The following is a 24,510-nucleotide window of genomic DNA, read 5'->3' as shown; positions in this document are numbered from 1 at the left end:
TAGCAATGAAAAAGAAAGTTTTACTAGTAGATGACGAACCAAATATTTTGCTCTCCTTAGATTTTTTAATGAAGAAAAATGGCTACGAGGTTTTTATTGCCCGCAATGGCGAAGAGGCACTGGACATTGCTCAGCAGGAGAAGCCCAACATTGTTATTCTAGATATTATGATGCCCAAAGTAGATGGCTACGAAGTTTGCCACTTTCTTAAATCCCAACCTGATTACTCGCATACCCGCATCATTTTTTTAAGTGCTAAAAGTAAAGAAGATGACATCCAGAAAGGATACGAAGCCGGAGCTGATTTGTACATTACCAAGCCCTTCTCCACTCGAACACTAGTAAAACAAGTAAAGGACTTATCCTAAACCCTATCTATCTTCGCGCAAATGATAATAATTTACCTTACAACTAATTTATCTCCGCATTGATCATTTAGGTAAAAGTAAACAGCCACTATGAAAAAATACTCAGTATTATTGACTGGGCTTTTTTTGTCAGGTTGCACCAAGGGGCAAATTAAAAGTGAAAATCACCGTAGTGCCTTTGAGATAGGCTCCATAAGCAAAGTATTTACCTCTTCACTGTTATCCGACTTTATATTGAATAAAAAACTAGCTTTGGAAGATGCAATACAGGGCTACCTTGACTTTTTCTTCCAACGTCTATCTAAAAAGTCTTTTACTACCTGATTGAAATCTTCGTAATTGTCAAAGTTCGTATTGTGGGCGGCCTCAGCAATCTCCACGAGCGGAAATCCTGTCCTTTCGGCCCAATGCTGGTTATATGTACGTACTAGTCCCGTGGTATCATGTTTACCGATGACCAGCAGCACCGGACAGCTAAACTCAGTATTGGTTTGGATCCGTAGAAAATCGGTATAAACCTGCTTGGTTGCTTTCAACATGCCCGCTTTTCCCAGTTTGACAAGAGCTCGGTAAAAATTTTGTTGGGCTGCTTCGGTGTGCGTGGCAGCTTTGGCCGCAGCGCGACAGTACCAACGGTAGGGGTACCATCGGGCAATGGTGCTAAAGTGCTTGAGCCAGAAGAGGTCTGACTTTTTGTAATTTTTCGCCCCCAGAGGAGTAGTACCAATACCAATAAATGCGCTTACCATTTGAGGATACTCCCGAATGAATACCTGACTCACATAGCCACCCGCTGACTGGCCAATTAAGACGCACTTCTCAATTTTTTCAGCGGCTAATATTGCTTTTAGCTCGGCAGCAGCGTGACCCAAGGTGAAGTTCTCGTAAGGTCTTGACTCACCGTGCAGCGGCATATCCCAGGTAATTACCGTATAAGTGGTACTCCAGAAGTCAATCTGCTGGTCGAACAAGGTATGATCCGCTGTAAGCCCATGACTGAAAACTACACAATCAGCAGAAGGATTGGTCTCATTTCTCTTGATCCAATAATATGTTTTCCCTCTTTCTGAAGTAACCTGCTTCTCATCCATTTTTACGATATTCTCGGTAAGCATCTCCATCAATGTATGGGTATCAGACCTATTGCTGGATTAATCCAAGTCTTTTTTCATCACCACTGAGGTCTCAGTGTCAGCAACCATATTGACGATCTCGAAACCCATTTTTTTGTAAAGCTCATACGCTTGATTTTTCTTATCAACACTAAGCGATAGCGCTTTGACGCCCACTTCCCGGTAGGCTTTGCCAATTTCCTGAACCAACTTGGTACCAATGCCTTTGCCCCGCCACGCTTCTTTTACTGCTACACTTAGTTCGGGGGTTTCTTCATCAACGAACCCAAAACCAGCATTATCTCGGGTAAATCTTCGTCCCCAAATGGCTCCGATTAACTCGCCGTCTTCTTCAGCTACTAAAGCAATATCCAATGCATCGGTGCCCCAGTTAACGATGTATTTAGCCAGCGTTGGGTCTTGGATAATTTCTTGGGGGAACTTATCATGGCCTTCCGGAACGAATAGTGCTTCGTAAAGCATCTCAGCCAGAAATGCCTGTTCGCCATCGCGTAGTTTTCGTATTGTTACCATATTTAAATTACTTTTCATTCTTCTCTCATTGTGTAATGAAGTTGAACCAGCCCGGTATCGAAATTTTTGGTCGATACAAGATCGAGTACTTGCTCAGGTCTTCCATCTTGAAACAACCTCGTTCCATCACCAACGAGTACCGGAACAACGGATAAAATCAGCTCGTCGAACAGCTTCTCTTGGAGTAACTGATTTACAATCTCTGCTCCACCATCACAAAAGATGTTCTTTCCTTCCCTGGATTTGAGTTGACGTACCAGTGCGGATAAATCATCCGTATAAAAAGTTATGTTTCCCTCTTTTGATCTTGGTGTTCTGGTAATTATGTATGATTCTTTGTCCGCGTGCGGAAAGTCATACCCTTGCCCAACTACCCAATCGTAGGTCTTTCTTCCCACAATAACGGTATCAACCGTTGAAACGAAGTTGTCGTATCCGTAATCTTCCCCTTCTTTTTGGACTCGATCCAGAAAGCTCAGGTCATCGTTCGGTTGGGCAATGTAGCCATCTAAGGAGCAGGAAATGTAAAGGATAAGTTTTCGGTGGTTCATATCTGCTATTTATTTACCCGATCAAAGAATTTTAGCGTCTCTTCCCGAACTTCCTCCCCCTCCGGCCCCCACCACACAAAGTGCCCTCCCGCTCGGACAAATCTAACTTCGCCATTCACGAGGTTAGTACTTAAACGATCAAAATGATCCTGGGATACGTCTTTATCGACCGGAGAAGCGTAAGTTAGTATGGGCATATCAATTTTGCTCCAGTCAAAGTGGTGTTCTTTCTTAGCCTTTTCCAGCTCGTCCATCATCCCCGGATAAATCTGGCTCATGGGTGCCAACGAATGTACAAACTGAATCAATCGCCGCTTTTCGCCCTCGTCTTGCACTACTGATTTAGCTATCTCAGCTATTTCTTGCTTGTCCAGCTTCGCTTCCGCATTGAGCAAACTAGTGACTATCGCTTTTGGAAACAGATTTACCGAACGGGTCATAAGCCAAGATATGATGTCTTTAGCTTTGTCAGACATGATCAGCTTGCCAAGTGGCGAGTTTACCGCCTCCTTGTTGGGATAGTACTCACCGGTGACTGGGCACCACAGTACCATAGATTTGGTGGGATACGACTGGGCGTAGTAGAGCGACGACAAACCGCCCATAGACACTCCGAATACATTTACCTCGTTAATGCCCAAATACGTTATCACTTCGTGGTAGATCGCCGCGTGTCCTGCAATAGAGTCTACAATATCGACAGGCAGATCATAATACCCAGGACGATTTACGGCAATCATTCGGTAGCCGGCCTTGACTAGCCAATCAAACATCTCTACCAGATCTATGCCCGCTCCTCCGCCGGTGGAGAAGAGAATCACTGGCCCATCTCTGGGGCCAATATCTACGTATTTCACTTTTCCGTACTTCGCATCCGCTTCAGAGAAGGAGTTAAAAACTTCTTTCCGTTGCTTTATGAAGTGTCGGTAGTCTAGGGTTCCGGTTAATCCTATTGCCAGTGGGGCAATTAATACAAGTGGGTTCATATCATAAATTTCACTAGTAGACTTTCATTAATTTATTCGCCACAGTATTCTGTAACTTCTATGTGATCGAACGTGAAAATACTTCGTAGAGATGGATTTCGCATTAATTTTCCCAAATGCAATGGCCTAGTTAAGGTGTACTCGCCACACAAAGTCTAAACTTATTAAGTGCTCGTACGCTAACGTTGGGTTCGCATTAAATCTCAAAAAGGTTGGCCGATATACGACCCCAATCATAAACTGCTCACCAAGCTGCACGTAAGCGGGCACTACCGCACCCAACGCATGACTGGTTTTGGTGGTCGGTTCACGGGTAGGTGGCGGCGCGTTAAAACGGTCATGGTAGCGTAGTTGCCAGGTATTGATCGCGTAGGAAAGTCCGTAGCCCAGATGGAAGCGACTAATCTGATGATTATTCGATAAGTTGAAGTAAACTGAAAACATAGATTCTTTCTCGCCTACTCTTTCGTAAGGCACTAAAATAGGTGCATCAAAATCGGTTACGGCACCCACCGTAAAGTTGAGATACTGCTGTGGTGAGTGATAATGATCTAAACCCAAGCTGAATCCCCAAAAGCCCGTATTAATCTTGTCGGACTCGTTAGCTGGAGCAAGTCTGAAATGATTGACGTAGGGAGTAGATACCCGCACGTAGCGTTGGTTACCGTACCGATCATAAGTCGGCGGTGTCTCGGCGAGGTCGAGGTAAATTCGCCGGGGGTAGGCGTATCGTTCGGGACGATCCTTATCCGCCAACATACCCAACCCGGCACTATAAACGATATTCAGATAGTAGGCATGAGCGTTTTTAGAAGGGATGCTAATGGATTGGAAAAGGCTATCCTGCTTTACCGATAGCTCGATTGGTTCCGGACTTCGGTCAACCAAGATGGTACATCGGTTACGGTGATTGGTATAAAGCGTATCCGATTGGTAAACAATAGTCGTTGGCTCTGAGGTATGCAGAACCATGTTAGTGACTGGTCGGTTAAGCAACGTGGCACAACTGGTAAATAGTAGGGCTGCTAGTGATACAAATAAGCGTTTTATTTTCATGCTATCATATTATTTGTACTGGGAGTACTTATGCTTAATCAATCCTCTCACTGTTTCACAAGTCCAGCCCCAGCTTGTGAAGTCGCCTCTTCGACCTGAATCTCCATCCGTCTTAAATCAGCGAATAATTTCGTTTCGTCTACTACCTGCCCCATTAGATAGAGACCAGGTTCAGCCAAAACACCACTGAAGTACTGATTTAGTCCAGCCTGAACAACGAGGGAAGTGAGATTAAATGCATCGTCAGAGACCACGGTTAGCGTAACTATTCTTTTCTTGCCATTTTTGGTACCTTCTGCTTCTAGCCTAAACTCAACTTTCGGACGGTTTTTACAATAATCTTTGGTACTCATGTGCAGCAGTTTGCTAGCTATCCGTTGGCTCGCCTTTTTACTGACGAAACCGATCAGCATCGCCAGCGGAAAAGCGAAATTATCGCTAAACGGGCTGAACCCTGAAGCATACACTCCGGCTTGGCGTAACCCGAGTTCTTTCTCCAACCCGTATATCTCCCGCATTTGTAGTGGAAAACACTTTTTATTCCCAAAATTTTTAGAAAACTGTACACTTAAGGCATCACGATAGGTAGCTTTTCTCCACCTTCCATCTTCAAGAATTTGAGCATCTTGGTGAACCAATTCATATCACTTCCACCGTACGGCAAAAGCTACGACTAGCTTGATAATGAATAAAACTAGCATAAGATGAACTACCGCCTGTGAGATGCTAACCAAAAAGGAAAAGGAAACTCCGATTGCCATGAGAAAAGCAGCGTACCCCCGCTGTTTATGATGATCTTCTAGCCTATTGATTAAAAGAACTGCTATAAGAGTGTAAAGTGAAATGCTACCAATAACTGTTGCATCAACAGGAAAAATCCAGATGAGTAGTAGAGGTTGTACTATGTGTAAAGCAATAAATAAATAACGCCTAGTCGGATGGTTGGTATAAAAGGAATTCGTGCTTTCGGTAAAGTTTGAGACTACCCCACCTGCTAAGTCTAAAGCTAATAACCCCAACAAAATAAATTTGTAATTTGGTAGGGGTACACTGGCAGCTAAGTATAAAATGACAATAGCTGAAATTACAGCAGCCATGTATGTGATTACTAAGTCGGTTATTGATGCCTGACTCCCGTGTAGTTCGTGCAAATAAGCTGGTATTCTTACTTTTTTGTCTAATGAAATCATGTTCATGCAATCTAAAATGGTTTGTATCGCGATCAATCCGACGGTAAGTATCCGTTGATCGCCGGTTAATAAAATCTCCGCAATACTACTGGCACACCCCATTGTCCCAATCCATGGCAAAGCGCGTTCTTCCTACCTTCCAGCCGCCTTCCATAATTTTTTCCAGTTCATACTCCCAAGTGTACCCTTCATCGAACTGGAGAATCAACATAGACTGACCGTTGACCTCAGTGATGCCCCAGGTGCCACTCGTAAGGCCATTACTGGCGGCGTACACTCCGGTGACTCGCTCGCCATTATAATTTGTGGGGCCTCCCTCAACAATCAGTGAGGTCTCGAAAAAGCGCATAAAGTGGCCGTTCGGGCAAAAGTCGACCTTATGATAAGATGAGTGGCTATTCTCGGACCAGGGACTAGAATTAGTAAAGATATGAAAAGCTGATCCGGCAATTCTATCCGACGCATTATTGGGATCGTTCGGATCGGCATCTTCCGGATCGCAGGCAAAAAGGGCAGTTAGTACAATTAATAATGACAAGGTTTTCATGATTGCAGATTTTGGGTGAAAATTGGGTTGTGTTTTGCTATATATCCCTCCTAAAAGGGAAAGGTTAATGATGTTAGCTAGTTGATTCCACGGTAATTTTCTCACAAAAGAGTTGACTACCCTGGTGGCAACTCGGGGTGACTACTCTTAAACAAATATCGTAGTCTCCAGGGCTTCCTCCTGTGGCTACATCCGGGTCAAGCAAAAAGTCGTAGGAAAAGGAGCTATTCCCGGCATCCCCGGCCAGTATTCCGTTGACATACCAATAATAGAGTGCGCGTTCTTCAGAATTGGCAGTAAATGTAAAGCGACCGAAAGAATTCTGTTCCGTAGTAAAATTGGCCGAGGGGCAGTTGGCTACTGCGGCTATTTCTAGGGCTTCGCAAAATGGAGTAGTACCTGCCGGGCAATCCGGAGTAAGAGTTCGCAAACAAATTTCGTAGTCGCCCGCTCCCCCCGGCACACTGCCATCTAGTACAGCCCAAAAGTCATACGCAAATGTTCGGTTGTCTGAACTCCACACTAGGGTATCGTTAATGTACCAGTGGTAGAGTATCACATTCTCCTGAGGTTCGGCTATAAAGGTACGTATGCTGGAGGTTGAAATTGCCTCCGTTGTAAAACGACCCGTCGGGCACTGATCCGGATTACCTAGTTCCAGTGGTTCCGGTTGCTCTTTACAAGACATACCTGCTAAGAACATCATGCTTATCACAAGATAAACCGTTAACTTCTTCATATCATTTATATTACTTCTTCTTAACTACCTTTTTAAGAAAGCCAGCCCCGTATCAACGCCGTCCGCCAATTCAGAGACATACGTGCTTTCCAACATATTCTTCAGTTCGTTCCGAATGGTAACAAACTTACTGTGAACCGGACAGGGTTTTAGCGCGTTGCATCCGGGTAGTCCGAGCGCACACCTCCGATAAATATCCGGCCCATCAATCGCTTCCACTATTTGGCTGAGCCTTATTTGACTACGCTGGACTTCGTGCATCTCAAACCCACCATGCACCCCCATCACTGAGCGTATAATCTCATATTTGGTTAGTTGTTGAAGGATTTTGGCGGTAAACGCTACGGGCGAATCAATTTCCCGAGCAATGTGCTTTAAACTCACCCGACGACTTTGCCGAGATTGTTGCGCTACGTAAACCGTAGCCCGAATGCCGTATTCACAGGCTTTTGAAAACATAATTACTGGTTGAATGACTTACTAAAGATAGTACTTACTTAATGTCGGACAAATTTATCCTACATCAGCATGTAGGCTCATTATTCTTTCATGTGAGCGGGATAAGAAAGACTGCAAAAAGAGCCAGTATAGCCGATGAATGAGTCAGTGGTATATTCTAATGAGCAACTTGCGGGCGTCAAGTTTTTTTCGTATCAACTAACTTATCTGGTCTGAACCTACATCTGGAAAATATTTTACGTTAATTACTCATCAGAAGTGACATTTTGGATACTAGATTACGGGATTGGCTCATTCGTAGGTAAAATCAAGCTTTCACCCCTATCTTTAGTATATGAAACGGTTTACGACCCAGCTCATAACGTCACTTTTAGCATACAGTGCAACAATGTTCGGCATGGCGATGCCCGGCATGGCGATGCCCGGCTTAGAATCATCAAGACTTATTAACTTAGAACCAGCCACTAAGGTCAACTCTACTGATGATAGTACATTCATAAAAAGTGACTCACTGGTCATTCAACACATCACTTACCTTACCGATACGAGCTGTACCATGACTTTTGATCAAGTTCTATCTGTCAGGAGTCGCTCCGCACCATTTCCTGGTAACTATAATGTTTATCAAGGTCACTACTGCCACTGGTTCCGGTCAGACATTACCAACGAGAGTTTTCAAGCTCAGTCAACCATACTGACCACGGGTTACCATCAATACGCTGAGCTTTACCTTATGCGAAACGGAAAATTAGCGGAAGTCCGTCAGGCGGGCAACGCCTTACCCTTAGATGAGCGAGACGTTACTAGCGTCTGGAGGTCTACCTACGTAAACACTTTCCGCTTACGTTTTCCACCACGAAGTACCACGACAATCTATGTGAAAACCCACAGTCCTTACGGCCCTAATATCTACGGAAAGAATACGCAAAAGCTCTTCCGATTCATCCCAGTATCTACGATTGAAAAAAGTGCCCATCAGCATACTTTTCTCACGGGGTTTGTGCAGGGGGCACTCTGGTTTGTTTTCTTCTTTCATCTAATCCAGTACGCTATCTCCCCTTCCCGGCCACTCCTGTGGTACTGTATTTTTCTGTCGTCTATCACCCTCTATTTGCTCGATAAAGAATTTCTACTGCTTCAGCTATTTCCTAGTTATGTGTACGTTCAAGATTATGTATTCCTAATAGCGATTGGCCTGAGTTATACTAGTTTTTTTCAATTCTCCCGAAAGATCATTTCCCTATTTGCCGAAGACCTAATAGCCGATACTGCCCTACGTAGTTTTATCATAGCAAACCTGGTTTTTTTTAGCAGTTGGCTCGGAGTATACACGCTCAATTGCCACGCAGAAGCAACGGACAAACTAGTTCATGCATTGGCAATTTTTCCGGATGCCTTTCGTGTGCTCTCTTTGGTGGAGTTTGGGGGTATTATCATCCTACACATAAAATTGGCACTGACGTATCGCACGAATGTTATCAGGTACTACGTAGCCGCCAATAGCTTCATTTTGGTGATGATGATCTTGTACTTCGCCTACGCTTTTTCTATTTCCTGGCAAAGCCGCTTTATTACGGATGTGTACGCCACGCTGGGTGGCCCTGCTTACTTTGTAGAAGTTGGAATATTAGGCCAAGTCCTTTTATTCGCCATCACATTAGGTTACTTGACCCGCGCCCGCGAAAAGAAGGTAGAACAGGACTTTGCCCGTCGGACAGCCGCCTTGAAAATGACTGCTCTGCGTTCCCAGATGAATCCTCATTTCTTGTTCAACAGTTTGAATTCTATCAACTGGTTCGTACTTAAAAAGCAATCGGAGAAAGCGTCAGACTATCTCACCAAGTTTTCTCGACTCATTCGAATGATTTTGCAAAACTCTGACCTTCAGACAATTCCTTTGTCAGAAGAGCTAACTGCCCTACGCCTCTATATCGAGATGGAAAGTCTAAGATTTGAACATAAATTCACGTATAAGATCGAAGTAGATGATTCTATCGATGCCCGGTTCGCAAACGTACCACCCATGATTTTACAACCTTACGTCGAGAATGCTATCTGGCACGGACTGCTACATAAACCGGAAGGCGACGGTCATTTAAGCGTTTCAATACATCAACAAGAGAACGAGAGCAAACTGAAAGTTGTGATTGAAGACAACGGAGTAGGACGGCCAATATCCGCACGTCGTCACGCCGAGCGTCGTCACGCCGAGCGTCATCACGCAGAACAGTTACCAAGCAAAACGGCCACGAAAAAGAAATCGATGGGCAGCAAAATTGCGGCGGATCGCATTAAGGCCTTAGCTGAACTTTTGGGTCAAAAAGCTGATATTCAACTGATAGATTTAGTCGATGCGGATAATTTAGCCGCTGGAACCCGAGTTATAGTAGAAATCCCCACTGCTTACTAAGTTGCAAACTTCTATGGCTGACCCAATCATAAAACCTGATTCACTCACGGCTATTTTGGTAGACGATGAATTACACTGCCTGGAAACGCTTCAGTGGCAATTGACCCATTACTGCCCTTCGGTGAAGGTGATTGGTCACTACCGTTCAGCTCAAGAAACCCTAATAGCCCTAAAAAGTCAGAAGCCCGTGATGGCTTTCGTAGACATTGAAATGCCGCATATGAATGCATTTGAGATGTTAGAGACACTAGCTCCAATCGATTTTCAGCTCATTTTTACTACTGCCTATGATGAGTACGCTGTCAAAGCTTTCAAGGTGAATGCCATTGATTATCTGCTTAAACCCATCGACAAAGATGAGCTGATCGCTGCCGTGCAAAAAGTAGAGCATAACCCTGTTCAAAAGCAACAGTATCAGGCGCTTAGGCAATTTTTACACAGCCCGCACCTTGAAGACAAACGAATTACTTTTTCTACCCAGGAGGGATTAGAGGTAGTGGCTATCCAGGATATTATCCGCTGCCAATCGGACAGTAATTATTCGGATATTTTGCTGGTGGACGAACGAAAAATAACCATTTCGCGCACGCTCAAGGAGGTAGAGGAGATGCTCAAGGCATACTCATTCTTCCGAGTACACCACTCTCATCTGGTCAACCTCCGGCACATTCGTAAGTACCTGAGAGGCGATGGAGGGGCGGTAGTCATGAGCGACCAGTCTCAAGTGAGCGTAGCCCGCAGCCGCAAAGAACAACTACTCAGTTTGTTGACTTAATCAGTTTGATAGGCATGTATCTTGATCGCATGAATCAGCGTTGTGCTCGTTTAAGACCAGGGAGCGGTATTGACTTACCTTCGAGTCCACTGTTTTATTACAAGCTGAAATAGATGCTACTCTTTGATAGACCTTCACGCTAAAGCCAAAAAGCCTCCGTTTGACTTTGCACACAGTAAAGCATGGCTACCTTAGACGGCAGTCTACAGATCGTCGTCGCAACGAGCGGCAAATTGTTTCCACTTATAATAGTGGATTTTACCGGGTGTCGACCACTCGATTACTCACCATACCTCAGTATGATACGAAAGGTAAAAGTGAATACAACAGCCAATACTAAGATGTTATGCTCTTTATTCTAACTCGCTTCTCCTTCCATAATCTCGCTTACCACTTCAGGGTTTAGTAAGGTAGAAGTATCCCCTAAATTACTGGTATCTCCTTGGGCAATCTTGCGAAGAATACGACGCATGATTTTACCCGAGCGAGTCTTGGGTAAACCTGGTACTAGCTGAATTTTATCTGGTTTGGCAATTGGGCCAATAATCTGACTTACGGTTTGCCGGATTTCATTAGCCAGGTTTTCTTCCGAACGATCGGTAAGGTCACAGATTACGTAGGCATAGATTCCTTGCCCTTTGATATCGTGCGGGTAACCTACTACGGCAGATTCTACCACTTTAGGGTGCTCGTTAATAGCGTTTTCTACCTCAGCAGTTCCCATACGGTGACCAGATACGTTGATTACATCGTCTACTCGACCCAGAATTCGGTAGTACCCGTCCTCGTCTCGTTTCACCCCATCTCCGGTAAAGTAGAGTCCTTTGTAGGTCGAGAAGTAGGTTTGGCGGCAGCGTTCATGGTCTCCGTAGGTAGTGCGGAGCATAGAAGGCCAAGGAAACTTGATGCACAGATTTCCTTGCACACTGTTACCTTTTAATTCTTTTCCGTCAGCATCAACAATAATGGGTTGAACACCTGGGAGGGGTAAGGTTGCGTAACCCGGCTTGGTAGGAGTCACTCCCGGGATAGGTGAGATCAGCACACCTCCGGTTTCAGTTTGCCACCAAGTATCTACTAAGGGGCACTTTCCTTTACCTACATGGTCGCGGTACCAGTTCCAAGCTTCTTCGTTAATGGGTTCACCTACCGAGCCAATCACCTTGAGCGATTTCAACGAACAGTCTTGTAAAGGTTCCAGCCCATAGGCTTGTAAGGCACGGATAGCAGTTGGAGCGGTATAAAACTGTTTCACCTGATACTTATCCACCACTTTCCAAAAACGACTGGCGTCGGGATAAGTGGGAACGCCTTCAAACATCAGCGTAGTTGCTCCGGCCAGTAGAGGGCCGTAAACAATGTAAGAGTGCCCGGTAATCCAGCCAATATCCGCGGTACACCAGTAAACATCTCCCCGATTGTACTGAAAGACGTTTTCAAAGGTGTAGTGGGTGTATACCATGTAGCCACCGCAAGTATGTACCACTCCTTTGGGTTTGCCCGTTGAACCAGAGGTATACAGAATGAACAGCATATCTTCCGAGTCCATCTCCTCAGCTTTGTTCTCACTCGACACACCTTCGGTTACTTCGTGCCACCAAAGATCTCGACCGGGCTGCATGGTAACTTCAGTTTCAGTACGCTTCAGTACAATCACTCGCTCAATTGAACTGGTATTTTCTAGTGCTTCATCCACTACGGCTTTCACCGGAATGGTTTTTTTACCCCGGAAATTACCGTCGGAAGTTAGTACCACTTTCGCTTCACAATCATTGATACGGTCGGAGAGAGAGGTAGCGGAGAACCCGGCAAATACTACCGAATGCACTGCGCCAACTCGGGCACAAGCCAGCATCGCTACTGCCGATTCGGGCACCATTGGCATGTAAATAATCACTCGGTCGCCCTTCTGTACGCCTTGCTCTTTGAGCACATTGGCAAACTGGCAAACCTGTTCGTGTAGTTCGCGGTAAGTGAGGGTACGATTTTCTTCTTCGGGGTTATTTGGTTCCCAAATGATGGCCGGACGATCACCTTGGGTGAACAGATGACGCTCGAGAATATTCTCGGTAATATTCAGTTTGCCGTTGACAAACCACTTTACGTTAGGCTCATCAAAGTTCCAGGTAACTATCTCATCCCAATTCTTTCGCCAGTAAAATGATTCAGCAACTCGAGCCCAGAACTGTTCAGGTTGTTGTACACTTTTTTGATACTCGTGGATGTAGCCGCCTAGGGTTTGTATTTTGTTGCTCATAGCTTTTGTAATGATTAATGAATAGTGATGAATGAACAATGACTGCTACGCGGATAAATAATAATTGCCTACTAATCATTACTCCGCGCCGCGTCGGCATCAGTCATTACTCATTCTGCCCAATATGCACGTTTTTAGGAAAGGATGCAACCTGAGGCTAATGGGCGACGGCTTCCCCGGCACCACGTGGGTAGCGGATGTCTTCCACTAAATCTTGTACATCAGCCGGAGGTGGGGCCGTTATCTGGCATATCACGAGCGAAACCACAAAGTTGACTAGCATTGCTATAAAGCCAAAGCCTTCGGGAGAAATACCAAACCACCAGTCTTCAGCAGTGCCACCGCCTAGTAATCCAAACTTAAACTTCAGGATGTAGAAAATCATTGTCAGTAGGCCAACCACCATTCCGGTAATGGCTCCTTCTTTGTTCATTCGCTTGTAGAAGATACCCATAATGATAGCCGGGAAGAACGAGGCGGCGGCTAGTCCGAAAGCCAAGGCCACGACTGCCGCTACGAAGTCGGGAGGGTTCACCCCAAAGTAACCCGCAACAAAAACCGCTACGGCTGCTGCACCCCGGGCTGCCCAAAGCTCACCCTTCTCAGAAATATCTGGTTTAAGCTGCTTCTTCACCAAATCGTGGGCGATAGAAGTAGAAATAACCAGTAGTAGTCCAGCTGCGGTCGATAGGGCGGCTGCCAGTCCCCCAGCCGCTACTAGGGCAATCACCCAGTTAGGAAGGTTAGCAATCTCCGGATTGGCTAGCACCATAATATCCCGGTCAGGTATAAACTCGTTTTGCTCCGCATCGGCTACGTACTGCACCAAACCATCATTATTTTTGTCCTCAATCGTAATTAGGCCAGTAGACTGCCAGTTGGTAACCCAGCTAGGTAATTCATCAATGGCAACATTAGATACTGAGTTAATCATATTGGTGCGGGCAAAGGCGGAGATTGCAGGAGCAGTGGTGTACAGAATAGCGATAAAGACTAACGCATAACCTGCCGAGATACGGGCATCTTTCACGCGAGGCACGGTGAAAAAGCGGACAATCACGTGGGGTAGCCCGGCAGTACCTACCATGAGCGCTGCGGTGATACAAAATACATCAAACACACTTTTGCTACCATTGGTGTAAGCAGCAAACCCTAGTTCTTGATTTAGTCCATCTAACTTTTCAAGCAAAAAAGTATCAGTGCCTGCCAGCGTGGAACCAAAACCTACTTGGGGTAAAATATGTCCGGTAAGTTGGATAGAAATAAAGATAGCCGGAACCATAAAAGCAAAGATCAGTACGCAGTATTGAGCAACCTGAGTGTAAGTAATACCTTTCATGCCACCCAGTACTGCGTAGAAAAATACGATTGCCATACCGATGATTACACCCAGATTAATATCTACTTCCAAGAAGCGGGAAAATACCACGCCTACCCCGCGCATTTGTCCGGCTACATACGTAAAAGAAACGAATAAAGCACAGATCACGGCCACGGTTCGCGCCATATTAGAATAGTAACGATCACCGATGAAATCAGGTACGGTGAACTTACCGAACTTCCGCAGGTAAGGAGCCAGAAGTAAAGCTAGTAGCACGTAGCCACCCGTCCAGCCCATAAGGTAAACGGCACCGTCGTAGCCCATAAAGGAGATCAGTCCGGCCATTGAGATGAAGGAGGCGGCTGACATCCAATCGGCGGCGGTTGCCATGCCGTTAGCGAGAGGCGAAACTCCTCCGCCAGCTACGTAAAATTCTTTGGTAGATCCGGCTCTTGACCAGATAGCGATACCAATATAGAGGGCAAAAGTGAGCCCTACTAGAATATATGTCCAAGTTTGTACATCCATGATTGTAATGATTAATGGTTGATGATTAATGACTGATGAGGTTTATTAATCATTACTCATCAATCATTAGTCATTATATTGTTTATTTCTCGTCTACGTCGAATTCTTTGTCGAGCTTATTCATCAGGCTGACGTATACGAAGATGAGGATCACGAAAACGTAGATGGAACCTTGTTGGGCGAACCAGAAGCCCAGTTTGAAGCCACCAAACTGTATGTTATTCAGCGCATCGGCAAACAGGACTCCAAATCCGTAGGAGACTAAAAACCAAACACTGAGTAGAATCAATAGGTACTGGACATTCTTTTTCCAGTAATTTTTGAGCGATTTAGGTGAGTTATCCATCATTATAAGATTTAGTTAGGTGTAAAGATTATCAAATTTTTATAAGAATACATGAAGTTGTAAGGTAAGGATGTCTGCATCTGCCGTTTGTTCTCCGCCCGTAGGGGTCTGCGTATTTTGGTATTCTAGCGTTAACTTGCTGTTGTGTCCGTTCATAAAGTAGTTAAGACCCAGCTTAAAAATTTGAGAGTTAGCATCAAAAGCTTCTGCATCACCGTTGGCGTAGGTCACGTAGGGCATAAAGCGGTCTTGGGTACCTTCTCCGGGCAGTAGATAGCCCAATTGAGCGTAAAACAGGTTACCGGTAGCAATACTTCGAGCCGGATTTGCGGCGGTTTTCACGTAGTTAGGGCCGAAGTCATAATTATAGTAAGCCAGTAATGCATTAACCGCAGAACCATTATTCCCGATAGGCGCGTCGTAAAAAGCATCGATAGCAAAGTGATTGACATTATAAAACTCAAAGTCATTCTCCGTTGTACCCGTAACGGTTCCCCCCTGGTGATGAAAGAAGCCAAAGCCAACGTTAAAGATTTTCTTTGTCCCTAAGTATGTACCCACAAAATAAGGAAGCTTGTGCGATTCCATATCTAGGAAATTATAGTTGAAGTATCCTTGGGCTACGAAGGCATTGTTATCTACCTCCAACTCACTGTTAGCTCGTCGTAAGCTATCCGTTGTAAATCGTCCTCCGTAGCGGGCAGCTCCCTCAGCAACGCTACCGCGTCGGGTTACGTCTAAGCTGCTCTGTAGCGATTGGTTCAACGATACCCGGTAGTGAAATTTGCCTACTTCGCCCTTGGCGTAGGCACCCAGATGGCGGGCAAACTGATCAGACAACCCAAGCTGTGCCCAGTTGAAGATGGGGGCATCTAAGGTCATAAAGTTTAGCGTAGATTGACTGGTAAGACGTGATAAGCCATTCCAGTAGTGCAATCCCAAGCCAGCGTAGTGGTTATCAAAGAGTTTGTATTCGCCCCACACACCGTGAAAGAATAGAGAGACATTCGTATTTTCACCCAAAGGGTCTAGTCCAGCAGGAGACTCAGAATTCATTCCGAAGTGAGACAGTACTAGAAAGCGGGGTGAGATTTGGGCAAATGCCAAAATCCGCGCCCGACGAATTTGGGGAGTGATTCGCAGATTTTCATCTCCACTTAAATTATTGGTTTGTAACCATAGCTGATTCCAGATAATAAATCGGATATAGGCTAAGCCATCGTCGCTAAGGTTGAGGGTGAGTGGTTTGTAGCTGTAGTTTATCTTTGACTTTTCTTCAAGTTGTTCACCTTGGGCGTAAGCAGTTTGAGTTGAAAGTCCACTAGTCAATAGCAATAAAGTAGCGAATAGAAGGGGCTGGTACTTTTTCATTAGATGGTTGCATTTGAGGTTGAGAAAGTAATTAGCAATGAACTAAAGGCGCCCGTCGTAGTGACTCAAGAAAGGTCAAAAAAAATGTTAAGAAGAAAAGTTAACAGAGAGATATTTGCTAACTAATATACATGAGCCCGTTTAATCCTTAAACCGTTCCCACTTAATGAGCATATACTTATCACCCACTTCGGTTACAATCATACCGGCTCCTTGAAGATTGTGGGGTTGAGAAAAAAATGTGCTCAGTTCAGCGTGATTAAGGACTTTATAAGTGGGGCGGTAGTCTTGCTGAGTGGGGGCTTTAATACGGTATTTGCGTACCCAGTTCATTACCGAAACATGACTGACTCCGAGCAACCGCTCAATTTCACGATAGCTAATTCCCTCCAGGTAGAGCTGCAATGCTTTGATGACGTAGTAGCTATCAATTTGCTTACCTAGCTTGTTGACAGTAAATGAATATTTACAGCGTTTGCATTTAAAACGTTGTCTATCGTTCACAATGCCACTTTTCACTACGGAAGTAGATTGGCAACGGGGGCACTCAGGATAGGTCAATGCTAAGGTAGATTAGTTATCTATATCTATTTAGCATATATATAGCAAATTAGCAATGTTTTAAGGGTAGTATTTTAAAAAAAGCCAAAAATAGGGTTTTGACTATATCTTTTTTTAACAATTTAGAAATAACAGAGTGTTGTTTTGCTTCAAAACTCGTTGCTCTCACTCTCGAGCTAATAACTAAAACAGCTTCTCACTCAATTCTTAAATTTGGTTACATTCTGAGTTGGCAAACTACTAATAAATAAACCTGTACTCTACTTTGAAAAAGCACTGGGGCTGTTGATATACATATATTCTTATATTTAACGGCCACTGATACACCAACTACCAACTTTGAAACACGTTGCAGCTTTACTTTTTGTAGCCCTTCTTACCACGGTAATACTTCTGTTTTTAGCAAACCCAACCTTGCTGGAAGAAATATGGCTCTGGATAATTGGTTTCATTGGCTACGTTATTTTATTACTGGAAAAGGGATTTAAAGCTATCGTAGCTTCCGTAAACCCCCAATCCAATAGAACAAAGTCGCTTTCTACGGTTACCTCCCCTTCTCTAGCTATTGATAATCCACTATCGCAACGAGTGGTAGAGCTAGAACGCAAACTTGAACAGGAAGAGAGAGTGAATAATCTTGCATCGGGCAGTATTATGACAGTTTTGCGCTACCTGGATGATGGCCATACTTCATTAGGGTTGATTTTCTTAAATAAGAAATTCTTTGCGTACACCTTAGAAGATACGCATCAACCAGAGAAAGTAGCGGGTAAAACCCGTATTCCTTCCGGAACCTACCAAATTGAATACAGAAAACAAGATACCCCCCTTACGGAAAGCTATCGCCAACGCTTCCCCTGGTTTACGTATCATCTGGAACTTAAAGACGTACCTAGCTTCAAAAATATTTACATCCATATTGGCAATACACATACTGATACCGATGGCTGCTTACTTATTGCCGATGGAGTAAATGCCTCCTCTTCTCATAAAATGATTACTGATTCTCGCCTAGCCTTCGAGCGACTATACAAAAAGATTAGCGCCCTGCTTCAAATCAAGGAAGCAGTAACAATTCGTATCGTAGACGAAGACTGGTTTGAGCAATTCCAACCACAAGCTATATGAAAAATTCTGAGGACTCGACCTGGCTTAAGCGACTCACTAATCGGTTTTCTGAGCGACCGACAAAAATCTTACTTATTCAACTCGGTGGGACACTGCTTATCGCGCTATTTCTAATCTTGCTAATAGCTTGGGGGGTTAAAGACGACGTACGCGGAGTATTTATCGGGATCACTCTTATCGCTACGGTAGGAACTACTATGTGGCTGAGCATTAGACATCTCCGAACAAGTTATTTGGGTACCGATGGGCGACCAAACCCACACCACAATTTTTTCTTTACCGGAACACGCTTGCTAACAATTGTACTTACGCTGGTAGGGCTGGTAGGAGCATTACTGGTATACCTTCATCACGAAAATTTGTTTCAGGCACTCGGACTTGTCGTTTCCGTAATTTGGGTAGCGGTCTTCCTTCGCTACTTTATGTGGTCGGTCTACCACTACAATATCAATTACGGCCTAACCGACGAAGACTGGGAGAAAATTGAGTCGGCCCGCAAGCGAGAAAAGATGGGTTTTCCGGTAAACCCAGAAGATGTAAAAGCTCCTGACAAAAACCCTTACCGTAGCCAAACCTTCGGATTACCCCCCGGTACGGTTCGCGGCATGATTGCTTTTACGTTACTGCTAGGCGGACTTTCTTTACTCATTGTCAGCTTTGGAAATGAGTATTACACCGGAAACCAACTAGCCCTTATTCGTCAGCAGTTTGAATTTTTTGAAACGGCTTTCTTGATGATGATTGCTTTTTACTTCGGGGATAAATCCCTCAAGTATTTACAGCGTCGGTGGACGACCAATGCCCCCGAAGTGAAAGATGAAGAAGGCAATTGGATTAAATCTAAGCAACCTTCTACCCGAGAACCAGCAACCGGTTTCTCAACCACAGGAATAGAGTCTGATGATCAATTGCTACAGTTAGAAAACTGGGAAATGGATCAACTAGAAGGAGAACCGGAGCCATCCCCTACTCCACTCACGCAAGTCCGAAATCAGCTTTCAGAATCAGCTTTGTCGCCCCTGCCCGTTCAACTACAGGGTGGGTTTGTACAGGTGCGAGATAACATACACAGTAAAGTACTAAGCGACGAAGAGATAAAACAAGCCTTAACCCAACTGAAGGAAGAAGAAGGAATTGAACTTACCATGCCCGTGGTGCGAGCGGTAGTAGAAGTTGAATCATCGGGGCAGGGTCATCTGCCTAACGGAAAGCCCAAAATTCTCTTTGAAGGTCATCGTTTTTCGTACTGGCTGAAAAAACAGGGGTTTACAGAGGCTGAAATAAAGAATTGGCAACGTAGGCACCCTTCAATTGTATATTCTCGTTGGACCACCGAGCACTACTTAGGAGGAGAAGATGAGTACCGACGACTAGAGCTAGCTCGGACTATCGATGCTAAGTCGGCGGTGTACGCTACTTCTTGGGGATTGTTTCAGATGTTAGGCGAAAACCTGGAGCATAATCTGAGAGAACGAGTCAGGAAAGGTGCTGCTCAAGATGACCTGTACTATCGTGATTACGAAGACTTTGAGCGTAAACAAGAAGTATCAGAGTACCATCACTTCCTCGACTTTCTAGCATTTATTAAAACCAAGCAAGTAGATGGAACGCCCTTAGTGGATTTTATCTCGGAAAAAAATCGGGGTAACTACGATTGGGATCGCTTTGCGTTCGGATACAATGGCTCGGGCTACAAACGTAACCAGTACGACCTTAAGCTAAGAACCGCCTACCGCAAATACGTAGAAATATATTCGGGAGACAAAGAAGAAACACCCACCGGATTTATACCTATTATTGATGCGGGACACGGTGGCATGTCGGACAACCAGTACAATACCCAGGGAAAGCAATATACTTTTGAGGATGGCACCCAAATTTTTGAGGGAGTTATTAACCGAAAAATTGGTCAGCAGCTTATTGAGTTGCTCGACGAAGCAGGTATCCCCTACCACAACCTTACGGTTGACGAAGAGGAGGATGTTAGCTTAACTGACCGAGTGAACGTAGCCAATCAGCTATACACCCGCAATCAAAATTACTACCTTTTATCCATTCACAGTAATGCGGCCAGTAACCAAACTTCCGGAACGGGAAAAAACGCTTCAGGCTTTGAAGTATGGACTAGTGTAGGACAGACTACCAGTGACGAGCTAGCCACCATTGCTGCCAAATGGTATAAGCGAGAGTTTCCTGAATTCAAGTTTCGGCAGGATATGACCGACGGCGATGAAGACAAAGAGAAGAAGCATCAAAGCGAGACGTTTTACGTACTGCGTAAAACCCGGGGTTCCGCGTTCTTAGTAGAAAATCTTTTTTACGATAATCGCCTGGAAGCCGAGTTCTTACTAAGTTCGCAAGGCCAGCGCCGGATTGCCCGTTGCCTCTTCTCAATTATACGAGAAATCAACCAGAAGTTTAGCGTATGATACCGCTTCGTCGTCTTCTACCTTGGGGAATTATTGTATTTCTTCTAGCCTGCCAGCCAGAAGATCGTAGCCTGGTCGTAGGAAAAATTCAGCAAGCCAGCGATTTGGCCACTACCGAGTTTACCGTGGAGAAAATTGTTCACGGCACCAAAACCAAAAAGATTGCTTGGTTCATTAAGCTTAACGAGGCCCGATTTTTAGCCTACTCTCAAGCCAAAATTAAAGCCGGAGTTGACTTATCACAAATCGGAGAAAGTGATGTTAAGATTGAGGGGCAGAAAATTACGTTACGATTGCCTCCGGTAAAAATTATTAATTTTTCGTATCCTCCCAGTAGCTTCCAGGAAGATTCCGTCATTTCTGATCCCAAAACCTTTTTAAATAGCATTAGTGTGGCTGATCAGGAGCTGTTTTTTCGGAATGCTGAGCTAGATATTCGTAATAACCTGGAATACATGGGTATTGTGGAGACTACGCAAAACCATACCCGCACCTTGCTTCGGCAATTACTTCGTTCTCTCAACTATAAGGAAGTGTATATCTCTTTCAGTAGTGATGAATTATTGATAGACAAAGTGAACCTCACCTCACCCACCACTGATGATTAGCTTACTCTTTGGTAACTGGCGATTTTTGTTGGATGTACTTTTGGTGATTGCATTGGTGGTATTGCTATTTATTGTTAATCCATTCGGCATATTCGGCAGCGGATTACAACTGGGAACGACCACCAACATGGTGACCGAAGTACAGAAAATTGGCCAGCTGGTAACGGCCGAATACTACGGCGAAGTAATTTCATCATTAGATGAATCGAGAATTGTGCTGATTGAAGAGAACAATACGCAACAGCTAGCCAATGAACTTTATGTCGAGGTAAAGTACGCACTCTATGATTTGTACCAATACCAGCAAATCCCTGAGCGAGAGCGACGCGAAAATTTTTTGGCCGAGAACCGACGAAGTGATGGTTTGAAAAGAAAAGCCCTGCAAAACGTCAGGCGCAGCAATATCATAGAGAAGCTAGAATTTCTTAACCTAACTGACAGCTTAGCAAGACACGCACTTTACTCACCGGTAATTGAGTTTTTGTGGCGAAATAAATATTTGCATTCGGAAAAAGAAAACTGGAACCCCGATGCCCGTACCGAGGCCGAAGTACTACTCAATCTCTACCAAGAATTAACCACTCGGCGACAGTCATCTGAAGATGAAGCATTTCAGGACTACCTTAATGATGGATTTGAATTTGTGGCTAGTTTCCGAGACTTTTTTTTCGGTGAGCAAAAATCGGCACTACCCCGCGCGGAGCGTAAGAAGCAATTGGCCTTGGTAGGAAGAGGCTGGGTAAAAGCGGGCTTTAATTTTGATCAGCTTGACGAAAACTCGTTTTATTTGCACGAGGAAACCGGCGAGCTTCACTTCTTTGGGCTGGAACCTCAAATTCTGGATGCCGATATTAACCCCTGGTTTATACCTGAGCGAGGCGTACCCGGATTCGATATCATTAATTACCAAGGCCCTGTAAACTTTAAAGATGCCCAGCGAGTAAAAGAGCACTGCATTCAAAAGTTAGTATTTTACGCCCACCAAGCGCAAATTATCGATCAAGCCCAGCAGCAGGGTGCCGAAACCCTCAAAAGTTTCTTTTCTCTAGTTACCGGGCAAAAAATCCAACGAGTGCATTTTCATAATGATATACTGACTCAAACTGTAAAGGAAATTGCCCAAGACGAGTACATCAACTACTACGAAGGACTACTGCTTGATTCAATACTTGCCCAAGAAAGTCGCCGAGTCGACTCTCTTACCCAGGCGGTCACCAACCGAACCAGCAATGAGCAACTAACCACTGAACTGGATAGCATCCGCCGACAATCACTCCGGAGGTTACGAAAACTTCGCTTTGAAGGAACCGATCAGCACTTCAACTACTTTTCAACTCTGACCTATCAGATTGGATTGGACTCTACGGTAGATCAACACGAACGTCAATTACTGAAACAGGTACGCTGGAATATGTCTCATGCCCAACCGAGCGATCAGCACCAGCTAGTAGCCTACAAAGACCCAAGGTTCTGGTACGAAGATTCACTGAAGTTTATGATGGAGTACAACGCAGCTCTCCGGCATTTAGCTACCATGAATGTACAAGTGGTTGATACCTTTTTGGTAAATTTACCCAATAATGAGCGAGCATTTACCGATTGGGCTGATTCCACCAAGATTATCCTCGACTATTGGAGTACCGATAGCACTACCACCATTAACTATCAGGATGTTCTAAGTCGGGATACAACTTTCCTGTCCCAACTTCGCTATCCGTTCTACTACAACCCAGAAGCTTTTAGAAAGTACGTTTCAGCCGATACTTTCATTACGCAAGCTAATACCCCTCCAAGCAACCTGAAAAGTAGCTTCCAGGTGTATGATAAAAAGCGGCAACAGCTAACCTCCGTTGCGCTACCGCCCGAATTATTTTTTGACAATCAGCTACTTACCCAAGACGCTATTCAGGCAGGCCCTTCGTTCACTTTTATTCTCCATTCTAGTTTTCAATCATTAAAGGTTACAAAAAGCAAGGAGTATTATTTATCCGAAGCACAAGCAGAAGAATTGCTCATCTACTTTCAGTTGCTGCAAAGTTACCATCAGGCCGAACAAAGTAAAGGTACCATTGTCCGAGCGAGCGAGTGGGTACGCAAAAAACTTACCTACCACACTGACTCACTTACTCCGCTCGATCAATTCCGTAAATTTCTTTCTCCAGCTCCGTAATTTCTACTAACTTGATATTCTTAGCCTGTAGCTCTAAAAAGGCGACCCCGCGTCCACGGTGGAACGCTCAGTAGAATAAGGATAACTCCTCGCTTGTGCAATTTGCTGTTTTCCGCTTTGATACAAAGCAAATTCATCTTTAATCGCTGCACTTCACCAATTTTATCGGCCATAGCTCAGGTATTCCCTCAAAAATTGACTCGTTCAGCAATCAAATCTTGAATTTTCGCCATCAAAAACAAAACTTAAACATGCTCTAACAGATTTACATCAAATGCAGATAATTTGGCTTTATTTCTCGACACGAAACTTTATTTGTTAGCTATAGAGAATTAGGGAGAAAGCAGGGCAAAAGTCCGCCCTGATCCGGAGTGAATTCTCAGAGAGGAAAATTCGGTTGCCAAATTTTCATCGGTTTTTGAGCGAAGTGCTATTACAGCGATTTGTGATTAATATAAACACGATAATGTAACAATTTGACTCCTCTGTAAGCTAGTCTTTAAAGTTATATTGAGTCGCTATTTTACTGTGCGACAGTCGCTTTTTTAAAGCTGTAGGCAAACTTGACCAAGTAAGCACTAAGACAAAAATACATTATACGTTCCCCCTTTGGAAAAGGGGGCTAGGGGGATTTTCAGCATTTATGTTTCCCCTCTATCTAAATGGTTATTATCAATTTAATTCTGTCCTACTGCTTACTCAGCCTTTTTTAACATTTGTTAAAAGAATCTTACTTCCTGTCTCTGAACTTTGATTCATCGATTTTAAAATTAGAAAAAATGGAACAAGCAGAATTAATTAGGAAGGTAGAATCCTAAGCAAAGGTTACCTTCCGGGGTTGGGTAGATCGTACGAATACGGTGCAGCGAATCGCGGGACTCCCCTGATAAATATACTTGATGTAACTGATCTTCTTTTCCCAGCACAAAAAAATGACGCTTGGTACCGATCAACATCTGTCTGTCGGCCGTGCTACCAATGGCCAGTACCTGATGCGTGTTGACAAAAGGATTGTTCTCTTCTATAATCGCTTCTTTCGCCAGATCGTAGATAGTGATTCCGGC

At 44.3% G+C, this 24,510-nt stretch carries 22 protein-coding genes; 7 read left to right on the top strand and 15 right to left on the bottom strand.

From position 1 onward, the window contains the following. Positions 1-5: 5 nt before the first annotated feature. The gene (locus P0M28_RS28830; protein ID WP_302206971.1) at positions 6-368 is read left to right on the top strand and encodes a response regulator transcription factor; all 363 of its coding nucleotides are present in this window, start codon (positions 6-8) and stop codon (positions 366-368) included. A gap of 272 nt (positions 369-640) precedes the next feature. Here P0M28_RS28830 and P0M28_RS28825 read toward each other — a convergent pair whose 3' ends face one another. From P0M28_RS28825 to P0M28_RS28780, 10 genes are all read right to left on the bottom strand, one after another. Further along, a complete protein-coding gene (locus tag P0M28_RS28825) occupies positions 641-1,489 on the bottom strand; it encodes an alpha/beta fold hydrolase (protein WP_302206970.1) in 849 nt (282 codons plus the stop codon). Between the two features lie 30 nt (positions 1,490-1,519). Continuing rightward, complete coding sequence (locus tag P0M28_RS28820; protein ID WP_302206969.1) at positions 1,520-2,014, bottom strand: GNAT family N-acetyltransferase; 495 nt, start codon at positions 2,012-2,014, stop codon at positions 1,520-1,522. 14 nt (positions 2,015-2,028) lie between these two features. Further along, positions 2,029-2,565: a dihydrofolate reductase family protein gene (locus P0M28_RS28815; RefSeq protein ID WP_302206968.1), complete on the bottom strand. Its 537-nt coding sequence runs from the start codon at positions 2,563-2,565 to the stop codon at positions 2,029-2,031. 5 nt (positions 2,566-2,570) lie between these two features. Next, complete coding sequence (locus P0M28_RS28810; RefSeq protein ID WP_302206967.1) at positions 2,571-3,551, bottom strand: alpha/beta fold hydrolase; 981 nt, start codon at positions 3,549-3,551, stop codon at positions 2,571-2,573. 126 nt (positions 3,552-3,677) lie between these two features. Further along, positions 3,678-4,607 carry a hypothetical protein gene (locus P0M28_RS28805; RefSeq protein ID WP_302206966.1) on the bottom strand — a complete coding sequence of 310 codons (930 nt, stop codon included), beginning with the start codon at positions 4,605-4,607 and terminating at the stop codon, positions 3,678-3,680. Between the two features lie 47 nt (positions 4,608-4,654). After that, entirely contained in the window at positions 4,655-5,245 is a 591-nt protein-coding gene (locus P0M28_RS28800; protein ID WP_302206965.1) for a hypothetical protein, read from the bottom strand. Positions 5,246-5,251: 6 nt separating this feature from the next. Beyond that, positions 5,252-5,803, bottom strand: a complete 552-nt coding sequence (locus P0M28_RS28795) for a hypothetical protein (protein ID WP_302206964.1) — start codon at positions 5,801-5,803, stop codon at positions 5,252-5,254. Between the two features lie 79 nt (positions 5,804-5,882). Beyond that, the gene (locus P0M28_RS28790; protein WP_302206963.1) at positions 5,883-6,344 is read right to left on the bottom strand and encodes a hypothetical protein; all 462 of its coding nucleotides are present in this window, start codon (positions 6,342-6,344) and stop codon (positions 5,883-5,885) included. A 73-nt stretch (positions 6,345-6,417) separates the two neighbouring features. Further along, a complete protein-coding gene (locus P0M28_RS28785) occupies positions 6,418-7,083 on the bottom strand; it encodes a hypothetical protein (RefSeq protein ID WP_302206962.1) in 666 nt (221 codons plus the stop codon). Positions 7,084-7,107: 24 nt separating this feature from the next. Next, a complete protein-coding gene (locus P0M28_RS28780; protein WP_302206961.1) occupies positions 7,108-7,542 on the bottom strand; it encodes an RrF2 family transcriptional regulator in 435 nt (144 codons plus the stop codon). A 334-nt stretch (positions 7,543-7,876) separates the two neighbouring features. Here P0M28_RS28780 and P0M28_RS28775 point away from each other — a divergent pair, with 334 nt between their 5' ends. Beyond that, entirely contained in the window at positions 7,877-9,952 is a 2,076-nt protein-coding gene (locus P0M28_RS28775; protein ID WP_302206960.1) for a histidine kinase, read from the top strand. Between the two features lie 13 nt (positions 9,953-9,965). After that, the gene (locus P0M28_RS28770; protein ID WP_302206959.1) at positions 9,966-10,727 is read left to right on the top strand and encodes a LytR/AlgR family response regulator transcription factor; all 762 of its coding nucleotides are present in this window, start codon (positions 9,966-9,968) and stop codon (positions 10,725-10,727) included. A gap of 358 nt (positions 10,728-11,085) precedes the next feature. Here the strand turns inward: P0M28_RS28770 and acs are convergent, their stop codons facing one another. The 5 genes from acs to P0M28_RS28745 form a co-directional block, all read right to left on the bottom strand. Beyond that, the gene (gene acs / locus P0M28_RS28765) at positions 11,086-12,984 is read right to left on the bottom strand and encodes an acetate--CoA ligase (protein WP_302206958.1); all 1,899 of its coding nucleotides are present in this window, start codon (positions 12,982-12,984) and stop codon (positions 11,086-11,088) included. A gap of 157 nt (positions 12,985-13,141) precedes the next feature. After that, the gene (locus tag P0M28_RS28760) at positions 13,142-14,833 is read right to left on the bottom strand and encodes a sodium:solute symporter family protein (RefSeq protein WP_302206957.1); all 1,692 of its coding nucleotides are present in this window, start codon (positions 14,831-14,833) and stop codon (positions 13,142-13,144) included. 82 nt (positions 14,834-14,915) lie between these two features. After that, complete coding sequence (locus P0M28_RS28755; protein ID WP_302210950.1) at positions 14,916-15,179, bottom strand: DUF4212 domain-containing protein; 264 nt, start codon at positions 15,177-15,179, stop codon at positions 14,916-14,918. Between the two features lie 39 nt (positions 15,180-15,218). Next, positions 15,219-16,550 carry a porin gene (locus P0M28_RS28750; RefSeq protein WP_302206956.1) on the bottom strand — a complete coding sequence of 444 codons (1,332 nt, stop codon included), beginning with the start codon at positions 16,548-16,550 and terminating at the stop codon, positions 15,219-15,221. A 141-nt stretch (positions 16,551-16,691) separates the two neighbouring features. Continuing rightward, positions 16,692-17,111 carry an IS1/IS1595 family N-terminal zinc-binding domain-containing protein gene (locus P0M28_RS28745; protein ID WP_302206955.1) on the bottom strand — a complete coding sequence of 140 codons (420 nt, stop codon included), beginning with the start codon at positions 17,109-17,111 and terminating at the stop codon, positions 16,692-16,694. Positions 17,112-17,450: 339 nt separating this feature from the next. Between P0M28_RS28745 and P0M28_RS28740 the strand changes: the two genes are divergently transcribed. Genes P0M28_RS28740 through P0M28_RS28725 form a run of 4 tightly spaced genes read left to right on the top strand, consistent with a single transcriptional unit; the run spans position 17,451 to position 23,446 of the window. Next, on the top strand, positions 17,451-18,239 hold the full coding sequence (locus P0M28_RS28740; RefSeq protein ID WP_302206954.1) for a DUF5675 family protein: 789 nt from the start codon (positions 17,451-17,453) through the stop codon (positions 18,237-18,239). After that, complete coding sequence (locus P0M28_RS28735) at positions 18,236-20,668, top strand: N-acetylmuramidase domain-containing protein (protein ID WP_302206953.1); 2,433 nt, start codon at positions 18,236-18,238, stop codon at positions 20,666-20,668. Before P0M28_RS28740 ends, P0M28_RS28735 begins: the two co-directional genes overlap by 4 nt. Further along, positions 20,665-21,276: a DUF4230 domain-containing protein gene (locus P0M28_RS28730; RefSeq protein WP_302206952.1), complete on the top strand. Its 612-nt coding sequence runs from the start codon at positions 20,665-20,667 to the stop codon at positions 21,274-21,276. The genes P0M28_RS28735 and P0M28_RS28730 overlap by 4 nt, the downstream gene beginning before the upstream one ends. Then, positions 21,269-23,446: a hypothetical protein gene (locus tag P0M28_RS28725; RefSeq protein WP_302206951.1), complete on the top strand. Its 2,178-nt coding sequence runs from the start codon at positions 21,269-21,271 to the stop codon at positions 23,444-23,446. The genes P0M28_RS28730 and P0M28_RS28725 overlap by 8 nt, the downstream gene beginning before the upstream one ends. The last annotated feature ends 1,064 nt before the right edge of the window (positions 23,447-24,510 follow it).

The sequence above is a fragment of the Tunicatimonas pelagia genome, from assembly GCF_030506325.1.
Lineage (GTDB): Bacteria > Bacteroidota > Bacteroidia > Cytophagales > Cyclobacteriaceae > Tunicatimonas > Tunicatimonas pelagia.
The sequence above is the reverse complement of the archived record's forward strand: the minus strand, read 5'-3'. Positions and strand labels throughout refer to the sequence as shown.

Coding starts and splice junctions, on each gene's coding strand:
- P0M28_RS28830 (WP_302206971.1), top strand. CDS start 6: ATGAAAAAGAAAGTTTTACTAGTAGATGACGAACCAAATATTTTGCTC.
- P0M28_RS28825 (WP_302206970.1), bottom strand. CDS start 1,489: ATGGAGATGCTTACCGAGAATATCGTAAAAATGGATGAGAAGCAGGTT.
- P0M28_RS28820 (WP_302206969.1), bottom strand. CDS start 2,014: ATGGTAACAATACGAAAACTACGCGATGGCGAACAGGCATTTCTGGCT.
- P0M28_RS28815 (WP_302206968.1), bottom strand. CDS start 2,565: ATGAACCACCGAAAACTTATCCTTTACATTTCCTGCTCCTTAGATGGC.
- P0M28_RS28810 (WP_302206967.1), bottom strand. CDS start 3,551: ATGAACCCACTTGTATTAATTGCCCCACTGGCAATAGGATTAACCGGA.
- P0M28_RS28805 (WP_302206966.1), bottom strand. CDS start 4,607: ATGAAAATAAAACGCTTATTTGTATCACTAGCAGCCCTACTATTTACC.
- P0M28_RS28795 (WP_302206964.1), bottom strand. CDS start 5,803: ATGAACATGATTTCATTAGACAAAAAAGTAAGAATACCAGCTTATTTG.
- P0M28_RS28790 (WP_302206963.1), bottom strand. CDS start 6,344: ATGAAAACCTTGTCATTATTAATTGTACTAACTGCCCTTTTTGCCTGC.
- P0M28_RS28785 (WP_302206962.1), bottom strand. CDS start 7,083: ATGAAGAAGTTAACGGTTTATCTTGTGATAAGCATGATGTTCTTAGCA.
- P0M28_RS28780 (WP_302206961.1), bottom strand. CDS start 7,542: ATGTTTTCAAAAGCCTGTGAATACGGCATTCGGGCTACGGTTTACGTA.
- P0M28_RS28775 (WP_302206960.1), top strand. CDS start 7,877: ATGAAACGGTTTACGACCCAGCTCATAACGTCACTTTTAGCATACAGT.
- P0M28_RS28770 (WP_302206959.1), top strand. CDS start 9,966: ATGGCTGACCCAATCATAAAACCTGATTCACTCACGGCTATTTTGGTA.
- acs (WP_302206958.1), bottom strand. CDS start 12,984: ATGAGCAACAAAATACAAACCCTAGGCGGCTACATCCACGAGTATCAA.
- P0M28_RS28760 (WP_302206957.1), bottom strand. CDS start 14,833: ATGGATGTACAAACTTGGACATATATTCTAGTAGGGCTCACTTTTGCC.
- P0M28_RS28755 (WP_302210950.1), bottom strand. CDS start 15,179: ATGGATAACTCACCTAAATCGCTCAAAAATTACTGGAAAAAGAATGTC.
- P0M28_RS28750 (WP_302206956.1), bottom strand. CDS start 16,550: ATGAAAAAGTACCAGCCCCTTCTATTCGCTACTTTATTGCTATTGACT.
- P0M28_RS28735 (WP_302206953.1), top strand. CDS start 18,236: ATGAAAAATTCTGAGGACTCGACCTGGCTTAAGCGACTCACTAATCGG.
- P0M28_RS28730 (WP_302206952.1), top strand. CDS start 20,665: ATGATACCGCTTCGTCGTCTTCTACCTTGGGGAATTATTGTATTTCTT.
- P0M28_RS28725 (WP_302206951.1), top strand. CDS start 21,269: ATGATTAGCTTACTCTTTGGTAACTGGCGATTTTTGTTGGATGTACTT.